Annotated in this window: 14 protein-coding genes and 3 pseudogenes; 15 read left to right on the top strand and 2 right to left on the bottom strand. The window is 58.2% G+C overall.

The window, feature by feature from the left end:
* Positions 1-39 precede the first annotated feature (39 nt).
* The 13 genes and pseudogenes from ACNJYB_RS38100 to ACNJYB_RS38040 all read left to right on the top strand — a co-directional run.
* Positions 40-1,200 carry a glycosyltransferase gene (locus ACNJYB_RS38100; protein WP_439371721.1) on the top strand — a complete coding sequence of 387 codons (1,161 nt, stop codon included), beginning with the start codon at positions 40-42 and terminating at the stop codon, positions 1,198-1,200.
* Positions 1,175-2,176 carry an SDR family NAD(P)-dependent oxidoreductase gene (locus ACNJYB_RS38095; protein WP_439371720.1) on the top strand — a complete coding sequence of 334 codons (1,002 nt, stop codon included), beginning with the start codon at positions 1,175-1,177 and terminating at the stop codon, positions 2,174-2,176. The genes ACNJYB_RS38100 and ACNJYB_RS38095 overlap by 26 nt, the downstream gene beginning before the upstream one ends.
* Before the next feature lie 14 nt (positions 2,177-2,190).
* Complete coding sequence (locus tag ACNJYB_RS38090; protein ID WP_439371719.1) at positions 2,191-2,913, top strand: nucleotidyltransferase family protein; 723 nt, start codon at positions 2,191-2,193, stop codon at positions 2,911-2,913.
* Positions 2,910-3,839, top strand: a complete 930-nt coding sequence (locus ACNJYB_RS38085; RefSeq protein WP_439371718.1) for an NAD-dependent epimerase/dehydratase family protein — start codon at positions 2,910-2,912, stop codon at positions 3,837-3,839. Before ACNJYB_RS38090 ends, ACNJYB_RS38085 begins: the two co-directional genes overlap by 4 nt.
* Complete coding sequence (locus tag ACNJYB_RS38080) at positions 3,836-4,687, top strand: glycosyltransferase family 2 protein (protein ID WP_439371717.1); 852 nt, start codon at positions 3,836-3,838, stop codon at positions 4,685-4,687. The genes ACNJYB_RS38085 and ACNJYB_RS38080 overlap by 4 nt, the downstream gene beginning before the upstream one ends.
* 205 nt (positions 4,688-4,892) lie before the next feature.
* A complete protein-coding gene (locus ACNJYB_RS38075; RefSeq protein WP_439375748.1) occupies positions 4,893-5,651 on the top strand; it encodes an ABC transporter permease in 759 nt (252 codons plus the stop codon).
* A gap of 10 nt (positions 5,652-5,661) precedes the next feature.
* Positions 5,662-6,435 carry an ABC transporter ATP-binding protein gene (locus ACNJYB_RS38070; protein WP_439371716.1) on the top strand — a complete coding sequence of 258 codons (774 nt, stop codon included), beginning with the start codon at positions 5,662-5,664 and terminating at the stop codon, positions 6,433-6,435.
* 136 nt (positions 6,436-6,571) lie between these two features.
* On the top strand, positions 6,572-7,972 hold the full coding sequence (locus tag ACNJYB_RS38065; protein WP_439371715.1) for a methyltransferase domain-containing protein: 1,401 nt from the start codon (positions 6,572-6,574) through the stop codon (positions 7,970-7,972).
* A 48-nt stretch (positions 7,973-8,020) separates the two neighbouring features.
* A protein-coding gene (locus ACNJYB_RS38060) for an IS5 family transposase (protein ID WP_439371714.1) occupies positions 8,021-8,781 on the top strand; the annotation gives its coding sequence in 2 pieces (ribosomal slippage) (positions 8,021-8,377 and positions 8,380-8,781; 759 coding nt in all).
* A 90-nt stretch (positions 8,782-8,871) separates the two neighbouring features.
* The gene (locus tag ACNJYB_RS38055; RefSeq protein WP_439371713.1) at positions 8,872-11,346 is read left to right on the top strand and encodes a glycosyltransferase; all 2,475 of its coding nucleotides are present in this window, start codon (positions 8,872-8,874) and stop codon (positions 11,344-11,346) included.
* A 173-nt stretch (positions 11,347-11,519) separates the two neighbouring features.
* A complete protein-coding gene (locus tag ACNJYB_RS38050; protein ID WP_439371712.1) occupies positions 11,520-12,680 on the top strand; it encodes an O-antigen ligase family protein in 1,161 nt (386 codons plus the stop codon).
* A gap of 433 nt (positions 12,681-13,113) precedes the next feature.
* Positions 13,114-13,878, top strand: a complete 765-nt coding sequence (locus ACNJYB_RS38045; protein WP_439371711.1) for an FkbM family methyltransferase — start codon at positions 13,114-13,116, stop codon at positions 13,876-13,878.
* A 429-nt stretch (positions 13,879-14,307) separates the two neighbouring features.
* A pseudogene (locus ACNJYB_RS38040) lies at positions 14,308-14,568 on the top strand (transposase); the annotation flags it as partial.
* A gap of 2 nt (positions 14,569-14,570) precedes the next feature.
* Here ACNJYB_RS38040 and ACNJYB_RS38035 read toward each other — a convergent pair.
* Positions 14,571-15,908, bottom strand: coding sequence for an IS110 family transposase (locus tag ACNJYB_RS38035; protein WP_439371710.1), 1,338 nt, complete (start codon positions 15,906-15,908; stop codon positions 14,571-14,573).
* A gap of 274 nt (positions 15,909-16,182) precedes the next feature.
* Between ACNJYB_RS38035 and ACNJYB_RS38030 the strand changes: the two are divergent.
* Both ACNJYB_RS38030 and ACNJYB_RS38025 read left to right on the top strand, forming a co-directional pair.
* Positions 16,183-16,599: pseudogene (locus tag ACNJYB_RS38030) on the top strand (IS3 family transposase); the annotation flags it as partial.
* A 785-nt stretch (positions 16,600-17,384) separates the two neighbouring features.
* Positions 17,385-17,822 (top strand): annotated as a pseudogene (locus tag ACNJYB_RS38025) (transposase); the annotation flags it as partial.
* Here ACNJYB_RS38025 and ACNJYB_RS38020 read toward each other — a convergent pair.
* Entirely contained in the window at positions 17,775-19,265 is a 1,491-nt protein-coding gene (locus ACNJYB_RS38020) for a recombinase family protein (RefSeq protein WP_439371709.1), read from the bottom strand. The pseudogene ACNJYB_RS38025 and the gene ACNJYB_RS38020 sit on opposite strands and share 48 nt — an antisense overlap.
* Between the last annotated feature and the right edge of the window lie 134 nt (positions 19,266-19,399).

Raw genomic sequence — 19,399 nt, 5'->3', positions numbered from 1 at the left:
GTGGTCCCACAATCGGGGTCCATTTCACGGCCTCGGATCTTGTACATCGTACCGGAAGACTGGACGTTCACGACCCACTTCCTTGAGCCGGCTCGCGCAGCACGAGCGGCAGGCTTTGAGGTCACGGTCGCTACTTTTGTGCGGCACCGGCGGGATGCGATCGAGCGAGAAGACTTTCGTCTGCTGGAGACGCCGACGGAACGCGCCTCTTTGTCGCTTGTTTCCCTACTTCGTTCGATCCTGCGCCTTCGCAAAATTCTGACGGAGGAGCGGCCGGACCTCGTCCATGCTCTCTCCATAAGGTCTATTGTGCTGTTAGGCTTATCGGGCCCGATTGGACGGAAGTATCCTCTCCTCGCCTCGTTCACAGGCCTCGGGCAGCTATGGGGACACGCAGGATGGGCTGCCGAAATGGCCCGAGGCTTCGTTCGCCTGCAGGCCTGCTGGCTCTCTCGGGGCCAAACGGCTCTCGTCTCATTCGAAAACGAAGATGATCGCCGCGAGTTTCCGCATCTGGCGGATTCCGTGATTATCGGTGGATGGGGTATCGAGATCGAATCCCGTCGCTCGACAAGAAGCATGGGTGATGGGCTCGTACGGATCGCGTTTCTAGGAAGAATGCTCAAATCGAAGGGGCTCGAGACCACAGTAGAGGCCGTATCGCTCGCTCAGGCGCGGAGGCCACGGATCGAGTTGGAGCTCTGGGGGACGCCAGATCCAGGAAATCCGACGAGCTATACAGCCGACGAACTGACCCAACTTTCTGTGATCGACGGTATTACCTGGATGGGGAAGGCTCCCGACATCGCGACAGTCTGGGAGCGCGCCGACATTGCGATCCTTTTGTCCGAGAGTGAAGGAATGCCGCGAGCGCTTATGGAGGCCGCGGGCTACGGCATACCGATGATCGCAACGAATGTGCCCGGCTGTCGCTCTGTCGTTCGGGATGGCGTTGACGGTTTCCTGGTCCCGCACGGCGACCCCGTCGCTGCGGCCGAAGCAATTGTGCGCCTCGCGCGAGACCCAGTTACGCGGATGCGAATGGGCCGAAAGGCCCGCGAACGATTTGACGAATGCTTCTCAAGAGCCGTGGTCGTCCCGAAGATCCTCGAAGTCTATTCACACCTCATCACAAATCGTGAGGACGAAAATCTAACAGAAATGCCGTGCAGTCATGCATCTCAACCGATTTTATCGTAGACGAAAGGTCTTAGTGACAGGTGCCGCCGGCTTCATAGGAAGCCATCTCGCGGAAGCACTCGCGGGCGCGGGTGCTGACGTGACGGCGATGATTCGCTACAGTTCGTCTCCCTTCTGGGGCAATCTTGAGTATTTGTCGACGGATCTGAAGAATTCGATCAACGTGGTCGCTGGAAATATCGAAGATCCCGAGTTCGTCGCTCAGACGGTGCGCGACCAGGAAATCGTCTTCCATCTGGCCGCTCTGATCGCGATTCCGTATTCATACGTCGCGCCACGAAGCTACGTGCAAACGAATGTCGAAGGCACTCTAAACGTCGTGGAAGCTGCGCGGCGCCTCGGCGTTTCGCGCGTCGTGCACACCTCAACTTCCGAGGTCTACGGAACCGCAATCACCGAAACAATAGACGAAAGTCATCCGCTCCAGGGCCAGTCGCCCTATTCCGCGTCCAAGATTGGCGCCGACAAGATGGCGGAGAGCTACTTCCGTTCCTTCTCGACGCCTGTCGTGACAGTCCGGCCCTTCAACACGTTCGGCCCACGGCAATCGGCCCGCGCTTTCATCCCCACGATCATTTCACAGGCCCTGACACGCGACGTCATTGAGCTCGGCGCTCTTGATACATTGCGCGACATGACCTTCGTAGGGGACACGGTTTCCGGATTCCTCGCGGCAGGCGCAATGCCCGGGATCGACGGCGAGACAATCAACCTCGGTACCGGCCAGACATTCCCCATCAGTCACTTCGTCGAACGAATACTGTCGTTGATGAACGTGAAAAAGAGAATTGGTCACGATCCGAAGCGCATTCGCCCCACTAAGAGCGAAGTTCTTCGGCTGGTCTCTAACAATGACAAAGCCCGGCAACTGTTGCATTGGACGCCAGGCACCTCAATTGACGAGGGGCTGAAGCTCACGATCAGTTTTGTCGAAGCCAATATCGGCTCATATCGCGCCTCCCTTTACAACCTTTAGCGAAGACTCGTCGTATGACCAAAGCCCTGATTATGGCGGGCGGCAAAGGAACACGCCTGAAGCCGTTCACGGCCTCCTTTCCGAAGCCGCTTGTCCCGCTCGGAGATTTGCCCGTACTTGAGCTCCTGCTCCGACAATTGAAAGCCGCCGGCATTCACGAGGTGGTGCTTTCCGTCAATCACTTGCATCACCTGATCCGCGCATTTTGCGAGGATGGATCGAAGTTTGGCCTGAAGATCGACTATATACTGGAAGACGAGCCGTTGGGGACCGCTGGATCGTTAGCCTATGCGCTCGACAAACTCAGCGACGATTTTATTGTTGCCAACGGAGACTTGCTCACGAACTTCAACATAGCGAAAATGGTACAGGAGCATCGCGAGCAGCCAATCGCCGCGTCGATTGCCGTTTTCAAACGAAGCACGAAAATCGAATTCGGCCTGGTTGAGGTTGACGGCAACATGCGGCTTACGGGCTATCGTGAAAAGCCCACCTACTCTCATTTGGTCAGCATGGGTCTCTACGTCCTCAACCGCGGTTCGGTTGCTCCCCATCTGGTGCCCGGCAAGTACCTCGACATGCCGCATCTTATGCAAATTTTGATCGAAGCCGGTAACTTCGTCCTCTGCCGATCGCAGGATTGCCTATGGCTCGATATTGGCAGACCAGAGGACTACGCAACGGCGCAGCAGCTGTTTGAAGAAAAGCGGGAACTGTTTTTGCAGAGTGAGCGATGACAGTCGCACTGGTCACCGGAGCGAGCGGGTTCCTTGGCCACTATGTCAGGCGCGAGCTGACAAGGCGGGGCGTGAAGGCCGTTGGCTTGTGCAGATCGCCAGGCTCCGTCGACGACCGATCGATTTTACTTCCGAGGTCGCCCACGCGGCATGACCTGAGCGGCGTTTTGGATAGCGTGCGTCCCTCAATGATTTTCCATCTGGCTGGCCAGACCCACTCAGACCTGCCGGAGGATATCTATCAATCTAACGTCATCCTGGCGATTCATCTTCTTGAGGCGGCACTGAGCGTCGACCAGCCGCCCACGATCGTTCTGGCGGGAACCGCTGCGGAGTACGGCCGATCCATACATAGGGATTGCATCGTTCGGGAAACCGATCCCTGCATGCCCTTGAGTCTCTACGGCATTTCAAAGCTGACCCAAACTCATCACGGTCTTGCCGCGCATGCTCGTGGGTTACCAGTCATCATGGCCAGGCTTTTCAATCCCATTGGCGCCGGAGCGCCCCGTTCAACGGCATTGGGAAGCTTCGTGAGCCAACTCGCGGCGACGTCCCGCTCTGAGCGAACGTTGAGAACCGGCCCGCTTAATGCCGTGCGTGATTTTATTGACGCCGCTAATGCAGCCCGCGCTCTTATTGATCTGGCTGACACTCCCCGCGCTGTGGGGCAGATCATCAACGTTTGCACGGGGGTCGGCACCACCGTTCAGCATCTCGTCGATCGCCTAATGGAAATCGTCGACGCCCCGATCACTCACGCGATTGAGGGAGAGCGACGCGGCACAAGCGACCTCGATATCATTATCGGCGATGCCAGTCGTCTGAGCCAGCTTGGCATCGCCGTTCCGCTTCCTGACATCGATGCGATCTTGCGCCGGATGCTCGCTGCTGCACAGGCTGAAAACGGACGGGTGTCGCTTTGAATACGGCCCCAATCACCGTCATCATTCCCACTTACTGCGACGGCGATGCGCTTCGGCGCGCCTTGCGCTCCGTGGCGTGTCAGACGCTCCAACCACGCGAAGTAATCGTAGTGGACGACGCGAGCGGCGACGAGTCCACTGACAGGATTTGCAGGGAGTATGTCGCTCAACCGATCAAGTTGATCAAGCTTCCCCGAAACCGTGGTCCTGGTGCCGCTCGCAATGCCGGCATCCTGGCAAGCTCGGAGCCTTTTCTGGCATTTCTCGACGCAGACGACGAGTGGCATCCAGAAAAGCTGCGGATTCAAATGGAACTGATGCTGGCTCCGGGAGCACCGCTCCTTAGCTCCCATCGCAAGGGTTTCGCCGGGGCCGCATGGTCGTCCTTCAATCGGGCTATGAACACGCGATGCATTACGCGGTGCGCCATCCTAGTCGCCAACATCGCGCCCATCTCGACAGTCGTGATCCGGCGAGCTGAAGTCAGGCACTATTTTCCTCAGACCTATGCGTGTGAAGACTATTGGTTCGTGGCCGCGCACGTTCTCTCCGGCGTCCGCTCCATGAGAATGGACGAAACACTCGCGCGAGCGGACAAGCCGGCGTTCGGCACAACGGGGCTAAGCAGCCGGTTGCATGCCATGCAGCTGGGCGAAATGCGCACGCATTTCTCTTTGTGGGAAAAGGGCGTGATCAGCGCGTGGGAGTATGCTCCGCTCGTCGCTTGGACGTTCTTGAAATACCTAAGGCGGCTCTTGATCGTTCAACTCCGTAACGTTGCAGTCCATTTGACCGATCCGGAGAGTAACCGAATGAATGCCACCCCGAACCGCGGTCTGGAGAGATAAGTTGCCCGTCAAACGCAATCGGCTCGGTCGCATGCCCGTCTTCGGCACGAATTCAATGCCGCTCGATCAGCCATGAACAAGAGGGGCCGGCAAGGACGCGCTCGGTATGACAGATATGAGAACTGGCAAGAGCGGTCCGCAGACGGCACCAAGCGGCGTACCCGTAAATGAACGGAAGTCGCGCGCCTCGCTTGCTATCGTCGATATGGCATCGGCCGCTCGCCAGCGGCGGCTCTGGCTCCGGCTTGGTTGGAATGACATCATGCAGAGATACCGCCGTTCGGTTCTCGGCCCCCTTTGGCTGACGGTCAGTATGGCCATTATGATCGTTTCTCTCGGGCTTCTCTACGCGCAGATCTTTCAAAGCCGAATCGACGACTTTCTCCCATATCTGTGTGTCGGCTTTCTGGTTTGGGGCTATTTCTCCAGCTTCCTGACCGAAGCCGGCTTGTTGTTCGTTGGCTCGGAGACCTACATCAAGCAGATCAAGTTGCCCTACACGTTGTACGTTTGTCGCGCGACTTGGAGCAAGGTCATCATCTTCGCCCATAACTTCGTCATTTACCTGGGCGTCATGGCCTACTTCCACTCCTGGCCAGGCGCCAATGCGCTGCTGGCGGTGCCGGGGTTCTTACTCGTCACGATCAACGGCGCTTTGGTAACCCTGTTCATCGGGATGGCTTCAGCACGCTTTCGGGACATCCCACAGCTTATCGGCTCCCTTGTCCAAATCCTGTTCTTCATCACACCAATCATGTGGAAGTCCGATCAGCTTAAGGATCGCACGCTCATTGTGGACTGGAACCCGTTCTATCATCTGATCCAAATCGTGAGAGACCCCCTGTTAGGCGACATTCCGACCGCCGCCACTTACGTGGTGGTCATCATGATGACCCTGATCAATCTTGTCGTGGTCGGGCTGTTTTTTGGCAGATTCCGCGAACGCATCTCCTATTGGGTCTAGAATGTCCTCTTTGACGAACGCAGCTATCGAACGATTGGCACTGGATAACGTCAGTGTCTCTTTTCCGATCTACAGTGGGGGATCGCGATCCCTGAAGAAGGGCCTTCTGTATCGAGGAGCGCGCGGACGGATCGCGAGCGATGCGAATGACCGGCTGGTGGTAGAGGCCTTGCGGAACGTATCGCTAAAGTTCTCTGTCGGCGACCGTGTGGCACTCGTGGGCGCCAACGGAGCCGGCAAGACGACGTTGCTACGCGTTATGGCAGGAATCCATGAGCCAGCCTCGGGCGCGGTCCGCGTTTCGGGGCGAATATCGCCGATGTTCGACATTGGACTTGGGATAGATCCTGAGTTGAGCGGGCTCGACAATATCAAGCTTCGTGGACTTCTGTTGGGCCTCGATCCTGAAGAGATCGACCAACTGATTCCGAGGATCGGACAGTTCACTGAACTCGGCGACTATCTCGAATTGCCGGCACGCACTTACTCGTCCGGCATGCTGACGCGGCTCACATTTGCCGTGGCCACGTGCTTCGCCCCCGAGATCCTTCTGATGGACGAATGGATTCTTGCCGGAGACGCCGGCTTCCTCGCCAAAGCCGAACAACGCCTGAAATCATTCGTGGAGAATGCCAGCGTTCTCATCCTGGCCTCCCACAACGAGCAGATCTGCAGGACGTGGTGCGAGAAGGCCGTATGGCTGGACGGCGGGCACGTTAGAGCCATCGGCCCCATCGACGAGATCTTGTCGGTCTATCGCAGCGCCGCACTCGATCCTCGCTAGCAACGGTCGGCGCTCACGAGATCAAAATCGTAAGACAGGGCATAGTTCGGTCAAAGGCTACGGTGATTGCATGAACCTCCACGTCCCTTCAGCAGGTTTCGGATGCAACGCTTGTCAGGGACGGACGTTCACCCTGATGGCAACACGCACCGACCATGTCGCGGTTCTTCGATGCGACGAATGCGGGCTCGGCGTCATAGAAGCGATACCGGACGATCTTGGATCATTTTACGATGATGCATACTACGGCTCGCAGCAGGTCGATTGCGCCGTTGGCTACAATGACTACCAATTGATGGCCGAGCATGGACTGTCGTGGGCGGCTGAACTGGTTTGCCGCCTTAAGGACGGCGGAACAATTCTCGATATTGGCTGTGCCGACGGCAATCTTCTGAAGAGGCTCCCGAGCACTTTTGACCTCTATGGCATAGAAATCAATGAGGGCATGATCGCGCATGCGACGGACGCCAATATCACGATCCTTGGTCGGGACCTGCTAGATCCTGCCATTCCGGAAACGCATGCGCTTCAATTTGATTGCGTAACCGCCATCGCTGTATTCGAGCACCTACGTGACTTCCGTCGCGGAGTTCAGGCTGCGCTAAGCTTGCTCAAGCCGGACGGCTTCTTGTTGTTCGAAGTGCCCTACATCTCGGACACTCATGAAAACCGAGTTTGGTTCGAGAGCTCCTTGGAACATGTCTTCTATCCATCGGGGGACTCGCTACGTCTCCTAATAGAAGGACTCGGATTTCACCTGGTTGGAGCCGAGATCTACATCCGCGATTTCGCCTCGAACTTTGTCGGGATCGTTTTCCGGGACGGTTCGCTTGCGGACGACATCAAGGAGCTATTTGCCCGCATAACGGGAACTGAGGGTCGCATTGCGGAGAGCAAGCTGCGCGCTGCACGGCAAACGTTAATGTTAATCCACGCAGCTCAGAGTACGCCCGATCTAGTTGCGGGCTTGCCCGATCTATCGCAGTCGCCCCTTGACGTCCCCCTGTTGAGTCGAATTGCGCAGCTCTGGACCAGTGATCTGCGGAGATTGACCGCCGCGCGTACCGAATGCGCTGCTATCACGGCCAAGTACTCGGCGTTAGCGAACGAGAGCAAAGCTACGTCTGAGGCAATGGAAGCGCAGATAAGCGAACTTTCCGATCACCTCAAGGAGGAGGCCGCCAACTATGCGGTGCTGCTGCGCACCAGCACCGCAAACTTGGATATGTTGCAAGAACGGATAGAAAGGCTCTCCAACCAACTCAACCAGGAGGCGAACAACTATGCCGTGCTGTCGCGTGAGAGCAACGCCCACTCCGAAGCGTTGCAAGCGCAAATAAAGGAGCACTCCGAGCAGCTCAGGCGGGAGACCGCAAACTATGCGGCGCTGGCCCGCGAGAGCAAAGCGCACTCCGAAGCGCTGGAAGCACAAATTGAACAGATCTCGAGTCAGCTCAAGCAGGAGACCGAGAGTTATGCAAAACTCACGCTCCAAAGCGAGAAGAAGTCCAAGGGACTAGGGTCTGTACCTAATTAGCGAACTGTGATTCCCTCGCAGCGGGTTGATTCCACGCGGGGGACTTCGATGCGCAAGGGACTGTTCTGGCTCAACGACAAGCAATGGGCTCTGATAGAGCCGCATCTGCCAACGAACCAGACCGGACCGGTGCGCGATGACGATCGACGCGTCATCAGCGGTATCATTCACATGCTTCAGTGCGGCGCACGCTGGCGCGATTGCCCGCCCGACTATGGTCCGTACACGACGATCTACAATCGTTTCAATCGCTGGGCCAAGCGCGGACATTGGCGGGCGATCTTTGAAGCGCTCGCCCGCTGCGGCAAAGACGGCGTGACTTTGTCCATCGACTCCACCACGATCAAAGCGCATCGCTCGGCGAGCGGCGGAAAAGGGGGGAGCATGAACAAGCGATCGGCCGCTCGCGCGGCGGGCGGACCACGAAAATCCACGCGCTGAGCGACCCTGACTGCAGACCTTGCGCATTTCATCTCACTCCAGGCCAGGACGCTGATATTGCCGCAGCGCCAGCCCTTTTGGAACTCGCGCCACCCATGTCTGCCCTCATTGGCGACAAAGGGTACGACGGCGACGGCTTTCGAGCCGAAATCGTCGATCGTGGTGCCAAGCCTGTCATTCCAAACAAATCCAACAGGGTCACTCTCCACAGCTTCAGCAAACGCGCCTACAAGGGGCGCAACGTCATCGAGCGCTGTTTCTGCCGCCTCAAGGATTTCAGGCGTGTCGCAACTCGCTACGACAAACTAGCCAGGAACTTCTTGGCTGCCATCCATCTCGCCGCCATCGCTGCCTATTGGATCAATTGAGTCCGAGCCCTAGAAGCGCGCATAACATTTCTGACCGGCGAGCTCGATCAGGCAGCGGTCGCGTATTCCCAGTTAGAGCAGGATACAAAGTTGAAACTGCGGGAACTGGCCATCCATATCAATGCGCTCTCCCATAAACTCGCGCGCGCTACGGATAGCAATATCGCCATTACAGCCGATCGAGCACGCCTCTCCAGTCACGTCTCACTCTTGGAGGCCCACTATGCAGAACGCGAACGAGCCGCTCAAGCTGAAACGATTTCAAGAGAGCTAGAAGTGGCAAACCTGAAAGAGAGCGTTAGAGCCCTGACTGATCAGGTATCGGCGCTGGGGTCCGAGATGGACCTCATTCTCCGCAGTACGATCTGGAGATCAACGTCGATATTGCGGCGGGCGGGGCATAGAGTTCCTCAGCTGGCTCGGATAACACGCCAAGCGCTCAAGCTGGTAAAATGGACCTTAAACTTTGAGTTTCAACAAAGGTTGGGCGAAACGATCGCCAATCGGCGAAGGCTACGCGAAGAGGAGTCGGCCGCAGCTCAAATCCAGCTGCCAAGGCTGGTCTTCGACCAGCGAACGGGTCTTTGTGAGCCTGTCGAGCCGACATCGAACGAAGCCGCAGCATGGCCGCGCGAGCGACCGCTCGTCTCGGTCGTTATCGTATCATTCAACTACGGTCATTTCGTTGCCGAAGCAGTCGACTCAGTTCTGGCGCAAACTTTTGACGATCTGGAAGTAATTGTTGTCGAGGGCGGCTCAACCCATCCGGCTTCCCGAGAGCAGACATTAGCCCTGACGCGGCCCAAGACAAAGGTCGTTGTTCAGACGGAGCCTCATCAAGTAGGCGCGAATCGAAATTTCGGCATCAGCAAGGCGCGCGGAAAATACATCTGCTGCCTCGATGCCGATGATTTGCTCAAACCGACATATATCGAAAAGGCGGTGTTCCTGCTCGAGACCTATGGATACGACATCGTCTCCAGCGCCATGCAGCAGTTCGGAAGCTCTGACGAGAAGGTTGGCATTCTTGGCGAGCCTGTGCTGGCGGACATGCTCGAAGGGAACCATGTTCTGACATGTGCGGTTTTTCGCCGAAGCCTCTGGGAAAAGGCCGGCGGCTATCGCGACACCGACCGCACCGTCACCGGACATGTCTATGAGGATTGGCTGTTCTGGTCCCAGCTCTCAGCGATGGGCGCGCGCATCCATAACATGGCGAACGATCACCTCTTCCTGTATCGGCGCCACGGCCCTAGCCTGAGCACCCAGACCGACCTGCACGGCATGTCAGTTCATCGCAAGTTGATTCGGCAGGCGCTGGGAGACCTCGTGACGCCCGCCGCGCTTCGCACTTCGCGTCTTGCTGCAGCGGCAGGTAGACGTCCGGAGAATGCTGCTACCAACTTTCTGAGACGCGCTTCGAAAGCTAGAGCAGCCCCAGCGATCCTGCTCGCGCTTCCGTTTACGCTAATAGGAGGAGCGGAGCGTTTGCTTAGCGGCATTGTCGCCCATCTCACCAAACAAGGATGGCGCGTAACGGTCATCACCTCAATCGAGGCTGGACGCGAACATGGGGATTCCACGGGTTGGTTCGGACAAGCCACCGCCGAAATCTTCCACTTGCCCCGGTTCCTTGCCGCGGATCGGTGGCCGGATTTCGTGAACTACCTGATCCTCTCCCGCGAGACTGACGTTGTCTGGATCGCAGGAAGCGCCTTCATGTACAGTCTACTACCTTCGATCCGCGCTGCATTCCCGAAGGTCAGAGTGGCAGACTTGCTGTTCAATACGGTTGGTCACACCAAAAACAACAGAAAATACGCTCATCTAATCGACGTCAATTTCGTTGAGAACAAGGAGGTCTTGCAGTTCCTCCTCGAGGCAGGAGAGTCGCAAGACCGCGTCCGGCTAATCGCCAGCGGGATTGATCTGCACGATTATCTGCCGCGCCCCCGAGACGGCTCTGTGATCGATCATTTGAATGCAACGCCGGACGAACTCATCGTCGGCTTTTCGGGCCGCTGGTCCGAGGAGAAAGACCCTCTGGCTTTCATTGAAATTGCTCGTAAGTCATTACATTTACCGATTTTGTTTGTAATGACCGGAGCCGGAGCGCTTCGGCCGGAGATCGAGAGCGCAGTCGCGTCGGCAGACCTCGGCAATCGTTTTCATCTTATCGGCGACGTTGAAGATGTCCGCCCCTGGGTCTCATCGTATGATGTGCTTGTCCTGCCTTCTCGGCTCGACGGCAGACCGGTTGTCGTCCTGGAGGCGCTCGCACTGGGCGTTCCGGTCATTGCGTCTTCCGTAGGGGGCTTACCTGAACTCGTCCGTGATGGCGTGAACGGATTTCTTTGTCAGCCGCGCATGCTCGATGAGTTTGTAGACAGGCTAACGAAGCTTGCTCTCGATCGGGAAGTACTTCAACGAATGAAGGAGGCCGCTCGGCGCAGCGCCGAGCGGAATCTCGACGCGCGCAAGATGCTTTGCAGTTATGAGCAAGGACTAAAGGCTCTAATCGAATCAGCAAATCCGCGCGAACAGAGCGCCTCACTCGCCGACTAGGTCGATTTTGAGGCGCGCTCACGTCAAGAGCCTCGAACCGGCATCAGGCCCATTGATTTCGCTTTCGGTCCGCCCCGCCGCGGTATTCGGACATGATCGAGCTCACAACCACCAGATCAACGGTTTCCAAATTTTTCACAGTTGGCTCCTGGTCCGAACCACGAGCACGATTTTTGTACGCCGATGTCCTCGCGGTTCTGTCCGCGGTGATGTTGCCGTGGTCGACGACCGGATTTACTATCTTTCTGTTGCTGTGGTTGATCTCTTTGATCCCGCTGACCTCGTCGGCCGATTTCCGTCCATTCCTCCATCTCGTCACCCGGCCGTTTTGCTTGCTGCCGCTCGCGATGGTCCTAATCGCGCTAGTCGGGACTCTTTGGGCCGATGTTTCCTGGCATGCAAAGTTTATAGGCATCAAGCCTCTCGCTAAGTTGCTGGCGCTTCCATTTCTGATCTACCATTTTGAGCGGTCGCCGCGCGGTAGCTGGATCTTCATCTCGTTCGTTCTATCTTGTGCGCTAGTCATGGGGCTGTCGTGGATTGTTCTGTTTAAGCCCGAACTGAAGCTGACAACCACTTTGAGTGCGGGAGTCCCGGTTAAGAACTATATCGATCAAAGTCAGGAGTTCGTACTGTGCATGGTCGCGCTCGCGCCCTGGACTATTTCGTTCTGTCGGCGGGGCGATTACTGGGCTGCTACGGCGTGCGCCGCACTGATAGTAGCCTTCTTCGCGAACATGGCGTTCGTCGTGTCGGCGCGCGCAGCAATCGTCTATCTTCCGGTGCTGCTCATCGTCTTCGCAACAAGGTATCTCAACCGCCGCCGATCGACGCTGCTTTTTAGTGCCTGTGTTGTGGTTGCCGTCGCGGTCTGGTTCACGTCTGGCTATTTGCGCGCCCGCGTCGCGGATCTCTGGATCGAATATCAGTCCTCGAAGCAGGATATTGTCCGCTCGACTGGGCAGCGGCTCGAATATTGGGAAAAGTCGCTGAAATTCTTCGCTGAAGCCCCCATCTTCGGCAATGGGACTGGCTCCGCACAGGCATTGTTTGAGCGCGATGCCGTCGGCAAGACCGGGTTGGCCGCCCAAGTGACCAAGAACCCGCACAACCAGACCCTCAACGTTGCGGTTCAATGGGGCATCATCGGGATTGTTGCACTCTATGCGATGTGGATCTCCCATCTCCTGCTATTTCGCGGAGGCGGATTCGCGAGCTGGCTCGGACTACTTGTCGTAATCCAGAATATGACCAGCTCCCTTCTCAATTCGCATCTATTCGATTTTCATGAGGGATGGATGTATGTCCTGGGAGTAGGCTCGCGGCCGGTGTGAGCATGCAAGAGAAACAACGGGCCACAACGTCTCGCCCTCCCTTCGTCAAGGTCGACTGAAGCCTCCTCCTACTGCTCCCCGTGTTGCTCTACATGCTGACGCGTTCAGACCACTCCGCGTCACCGCCGCGATCGAAACCTGTCCGACCATTTGGGGAACGTATCCCAAGCCATGGAAGAACGCGCGGCTGAGCTTGGCCGCGTCTCGCGCAAGCACATGACGTCCTCATTGAGAAGCCGCCTCCGGCTTTTGCAGATCCCGCCGGGCACCGCACACCGCCGTCCCGCTCAAAGATAATCTGGATCACGGTCTCGCCTCGGTTGCGCTTGATCAGCTTGTAATGATACATAGGATCTCTCCACACGCGAATTGCTGTATTCGACCGCAGACGCTGTCACGCGTCGAAACATTTGTAACTAGAGGGGCTTTAATCTTGAAATCTGCCAGTTGCCGGGAGCAGCCTCAGCGCGATCTAATTTTCGACCTGGGGCTCCACCGAGGGCTTGATTCTGAATTCTACCTCTCGAAAGGATTTCGCGTCATCGGTCTGGAGGCGGTACCGTCCATCTGCAATGCTACACGTGAGCGACTTTCTCGCTTTGAAGAAAGGTTTACGGCTGTCAACAAGGCGCTGTCGGATCGCGCAGGTGAGCTGGCCTCATTCTATAGCGTCCCAGAGAAGGACGATTGGGGCAGCCTTACCAAATTAGCCGCTGAAAAAGGGGAGTACCAGTCGATGGAGATCATTGTCCCCACTACCGATCTGCATGAACTCCTCGACCAATACGGGACCCCCTATTACATCAAATGTGATCTGGAAGGAGCAGACGTAATCTTCCGCGATCAACTAGCAAAAGATTATCGGCGTCCCGTATTTGTGTCGCTGGAGGTGAACAGCGAAGTCGATATCGAGACGCTGGCCGAAGCCGGATACAATCGCGGTCAGATCGTCAACCAATGGATGCACCCTTTCACGCACGTGCCAAACCCTCCTTCCGAAGGAAGCTACCACGAAGCCCGCTTTACTGGGGAAACAAGTGGTCTGTTCGGGCTCGAACTCCCGCGTCAAAAATGGTCTCCCCTGGAAGCAGTAAAGGACATGTATCTTCGATGGAGGGCGCTTAAAGCGATGGATGAGAATCTCGCACCCGGCTGGGTTGACGTGCATGTCTGCACCGCGGCAGTGCTTGGCGCGTAGTGGCGGTCATAGCGATCGCGCGCGTATCGCTCGCTAGATACTCGAGATCGGGCGGGGCGGAACTGTGTTCGCCGTCAGGACCTGTTTGTCTCACAGGCCCTGACGGCGAACAGATCACACTGAGTGCAAGCGTGCGCAAACGAACCATCAGAGGCACAATCCCGGGTCTATGGCTCGCAAGCGCGTTTCGTGGGATCCGATCATGCACATCACCGGTCACCAGGTAGCGCCCGAGCGGCTCGAAGAGTTTCGACGCATATACAAAGAAGTTTCGGGGGAGGAGATCACCATTGCGGAAGCATCGGAGATGACGCATCGGCTCCCGACGCTCTACAGGCGCTCAGAGCTGGCTCCGGAAATCTGGACAGGGCGATAAGTGGAGTTTGTGCCTGACGGCGGGCAAGATTTTCCCGCGAATCAGGAGAGACGATGAGCAGACGAGCCCGCCGGCAGCACGCACCGGCATTCAAGGCCAAGGTGGCGTTAGCGGCGATCAAGGGCGAGATGACGCTGGCCCAGTTGGCTGAGCATTTCGACGTGCACCCGAACCAGATCACGCAGTGGAAGTCCCAGCTTCAGGAAGCGGCGGCCGAGGTATTTGGTCCTGGCGGTGGCAACAGAACGAGCGAGCCCGCGGTGGACGTGAAAACGCTGCACGCCAAGATCGGGGAACTGACGCTGGAGAACGATTCCTAAGAAACGGCATTGCCGACGTTCGGCTCCAAGGGCTGGAGAACGAAGCCGAATGCCTTGGCACGCCGATGCAAATTGCTGACTACTCGCGTCCGGTAGCGCGTCTCGTAGGACGAGGCCCCGGGATCGACATAGTCCATTCCGTATCGCACAGCATTGTAGAACAGAACTGCGATCTTGCGGGCCGTGGCGGTCACGGCCTTGGCCTTACCGATGCGCGATGAAAGTCGCCTGTAAAAGGCGCCGAGCGCAGTATCGGTGCGTCCGACGGTGACGGCAGCAAGGCGTAGAAGTGACGCCGCCCGGCCGCCGGATCGGCGCGTTCGGGACGAGAGCATTTTGCCGCCGGAGACCTTGTTACTCGGCGCCAGTCCCAGCCAGGAGGTAAAATGCTTTGCACTTGGCCACGAGGAGAGGTCGTCGCCGCATTCAGCGATCAGCTTCAGCGAGAGGTAAGAACCGAGGCCGTCGATCGTGGTGATGTCCTTTCCGAGCAACGCGAACAGCGCCTCGCGGACGTCGAAAGCTGGAGCGTTCGCCTGATCGGTTCGGTTCCGACGCCGCGAGGCCCGCGGCGCTGATCCATGGCCACGACCGCGATGGATGCTCAGTTCCTTCAACACGGCTTCGATCCGGGCGTCGTAGGCAGATGCCTTCTCGTGGTAGGCGTCGTAAAGCGCAAGTGCTTGCTCGAGCGCAAACAGATGCTCGGCGCGATAGCTTCCGGTGAGCGCCTTCGCGATCGTCTCGGCGTTGGAGTGGCAACTGTAATGGCGCAAGCAGGCCAGCGCCTCCGGATCGCGCTCGCCGGCAAGGATCGCCCGTATGATACGCAGGCCGGTCGCGCCGGTGATGTCGGCGACAAAGTGGTGCAGCTGAAGATTCATCTCCGTTAAGGCCTTCTGCATATGCTGGATGTGTGAGGCGGCGTACTCCAGCAGACGCTCGCGCTGGCGCACGTAGGCTCGCAGCTCGGCAATCTTGCCTTTGGGCCGAAAGCTGGCCCGCAGCAACCCGAATGAATGGAGCCGCTGCAGCCATTGCGCATCGCTGACATCGGTCTTGCGCCCCGGCACGTGCTTGGCATCGCGCGCGTTGACAAGGAACACGGTAAATCCCCGGGCATCGAGAAGCTCGAAAATCGGAATCCAGTAGACGCTGGTCGATTCCATGACGACGGTCTCGACGCCGCATTCAGTAAACCAGTCGACCAGCCGATGCAGATCGGCCGTGAAGGTACCGAAGCTGCGGACTGGCTCCGGTGCGCGATCTGCCCTCACAGCAGCCATGTGCATAGTCGCTCCGACGTCGATGGCACCCGCGTTCGGGTGCACCATCCGTATCTTACCACCGTTCCTCGACTTCGATCTTTTGGGTTCATATATCCAATCCTCCTGCTGACGGCGGCGGAAGGGCTGGGCTGCGCTATTGGTCAGATTCCTAAACGGGATCGCCGCATGGCGTCACCACTCTCAAGTGCGCAACAACCCATGGACCAGGTTTTTTAACGGGGTCACGTGCCACCAAAATCGTATCGGCCGCTCCCTTCTGGCCGGCAATCTAGCGCCGGCCCGTTTCTATCCCACAGGGGGAGCGCAGCGCCGCGGATAGTTTTTTAGAAGGCGCGCTCAGCAAAGCCGGCCTGCTGAGCGCAAAGCGATGATCGACCGTGAGCACGACCTGCCGATCACCAAACAGGCGGAAGTTTTGAAGATCAGTCGTGGCAGTGTCTATTATCTACCACGTCCGGTGTCGCCCGCCGACCTCGCGATCATGCAACGGCTCGACCGGCTGCACCTGGAGTTTCCTTTCGCCGGTTCGCGAATGTTGCGAGACCTGCTGGCTGCCGAGGGGTGCAAGATCGGCCGCCGGCATGTCAAGACGCTGATGCGGCGGATGGGGATAGAGGCGCTCTACCGCCGGCCGCGTACCACCAAGCCCGAACCAGGGCACAAGATCTATCCGTATCTGCTGCGCGGGATGGAGATCACACGCCCGAACCAGGTCTGGGCGATCGACATCACCTACAGTGCGCCTCGCCCCTCAGTTGGGGAAGCGTATGACTGGAATGCAAAAGAGAAAGGAGGACTGAAAAATGACTTGTTCCCTGCTGTGAGGGGACATGAGCCCAAGCGGCGGTGACCTGTCGTCAACTGGCAGGGAGACGTAGCCCGCAGGTAAAGGGGATTGAGGCGAAGCCGTTAAGCCGAGATGGTCCCCGAGGCTGAAGTATTGGAAGGTTGAGGAACACGAACCGGTTCACCCGCATCTGAGGGCTGAAATGTCGTCTCCGCCTACACGGCTTAACAGATGGAATGCTGATGATGTCGCCGGACAGATATGACGGCCGGCATCCGAACGCGAGCCCAGATGTAAGGACGCTCGCGAGGGGTCATGGGAAGAACGCAGCCAGACCATGGCATCGGCATCGACTTGCGGAAAGCAAGGGAAAAGACTGCGACCGGCAGCCTCACCAATACGATGACGTCCAGTATATGAACGAGGGAAGGCATAATGGAATGCCCACGATGCTTTGCGTCGCAAGGGAGTTGACCCTGATGTCCATCATGCTGGCGGAGTTCTCGTAGTAGTCCGCGGCAGGGAAAGCCTGCCACATGGCGAAGGGGAACAGTTCAAACTGCTTGGAGTGCAAACTACCTGACCGAATGAGGTGAAGACCTTTGATAATCAGTGAAATGCAGCACAAGCTCGCGACATGATGTTGCTATGGCCATGGGCCAAGCTTTGAACAGAGAGCCGTATGCGCTGAAAGGTGCACGTACGGTTCGCGGAGGAGAAGCGCGCTCGCGCTTCTTACTCCACTCCCGATGGCGCGGGGCTTCGTCTACCTGGCTGTTGTCCTCGACTGGGCGACCCGTCGGGTGCTGTCGTGGCGCGTCTCGATCACGATGGAAGCCGCATTCTGCGTCGAGACGCTGGAGGATGCTCTCGCTCGCCACGGCAAGCCGAACATCTTCAACACCGACCAGGGCTCGCAGTTCACAGGCGCCGCGTTCACCGGCGTTCTCGCCAGCCATGGCATCGCCATCAGCATGGACGGCCGGGGCGCCTGGCGCGACAACGTGTTCGTCGAGCGGCTGTGGCGCAGCGTCAAATATGAGGAGGTCTATCTGCGCGCCTACGACACGGTGTCCAACGCCCGCGCCTCGATCGGCCGCTATCTCGACTTTTACAACTGCGCATCAGAACACCCATCTGTCTATGTTGTTGAAGAGAAGAGGTTTTGCTGATTGGGATGCGATCCCGTGGGGTATCTTGGGTTCTGTCGCGCTCGTTTGGCGATAGATTGAGCAGCAGTTGTTATCAGCTTTGCTCGGGCGAAGTTCCACGGATGGATGGCTGCGATCCCGCCGGCTTAAGCGGCGAGCCGGAGTGTCTTGGGCGGAATCTTTAGAAGCTTTGCCGCGTTGCGCAGGTTTAGCCAGGGCTCGATCCTGTCCTCGGCGGGCTTGAACACCGGGATGCGATAGTTCGAGCGCATCGAGGTGACACGCTCGCGCGTCCAGCGATGACCGTTGCCTTGTCTTGAGGCCATTGCGGTTGAGGAGACCGGCGATCAGATCGTCGCTGGCGATCAGCACCAGTTGACGCACAGCTTCGATGATGTTGGCGGAGGTGCTGTTACGCTGCCCCCGCCGGCGCTTGGGCAGGCGTATCTCGCTGTGAACGCCGCCGACCCAGTGGACGACGAGGACGATCTCGGAGGCAGCATCATCGATATCGGCCACGACCTCATGGGTGAGGGTGCGCACAATGCGCTTCTTGAGGCGAGCATCCGTCGTCGGCGCATCCCAGACCGTTCTGAGGTTCGAGGCCAGAACGCCGAGCGAAGCTGGATCAGCAATGGGGGCGGGCATCTCCGCATCATGCGTGGCGATTTTGCCCTCGACCTCCGCCGCGTGAGCGAGCGCCCTGTTCCAGCGCGCTTCAAGCTCGCCCGCCACCAGCCGGTTCGCGGGGTCAGCAGCATCGTATTGCCGGAAGGCCCGGTCGGCGGCATAGCGCGCCGCTTCGAGGTCGCGACTGAGAGCATCGCGCACCTGATCGCGCCGGTCCCCGGCTTCCTGGGCGGCAGCGGTTGCAGCGGCGATAGCCCCCGGACTGACGACGCCAAGCAGCGCTTCCTCGATCGCGTCATCGACGCGCAATCCGCCGAAGGCGATGCAGTGAGGGCCGCCATTATCCATCCAGGCGCGGCTGCAGCTATAGCGCGGGATATGGTGCTTCATGCCGGAGTACCGGAGTGTGAGTTTGCGGCCGCAGCGCTTGCACCGGATCAGACCGGCCAGCAGCGCGTCACCATGCTTGGGTGCGCCGCGATGCCGACCAGTGGGAACGTTGCTGCTGACCATTGTGCGGATCGCCTCGAACCTCTCCCAGCTCACATACGCGTCGTGGGTGTTGGGCTTCAGCGCCAGCCATTCGTTCCGCGCCTTACGGCGGATCCTCACGCTCAAGCCCTCGGCGCTGTATCCCGCCGCCACAACCGTCTTACCATAGGCATAGGCGCCGCCGTAGACCGGGTTCTCAATGATCCGGTGGATGGCGGAGTAATTCGGTCGCCGCCAGGCGGTATCGCCGTTGGACTGCTTTACCGGGAGATCGAGGTTGTACTCGTGGAGCCAGCAGAGCGCCTGTCGCGCACTGCCCAGTTCCTCGACCTTGTCGAACACCAGCTTGATCGCTTCCTGCGATCTGGATCTTTCTCATAACGGCCGCCGGCCTTCACGAAGCCGACGGGCGCCGTCACAACCAACTCGCCCCGGCGCGCCTTCTCGTAGCGGGCCGAGAGCGAGCGCTGGCGCAA

Origin of the sequence: Bradyrhizobium sp. SMVTL-02 (assembly GCF_051853005.1) — a bacterium.
In the GTDB taxonomy this organism is placed as follows: Bacteria; Pseudomonadota; Alphaproteobacteria; order Rhizobiales; family Xanthobacteraceae; genus Bradyrhizobium.
Note: the sequence above shows the minus strand (reverse complement) of the source record. Positions and strands in the feature narration are given on the sequence as shown.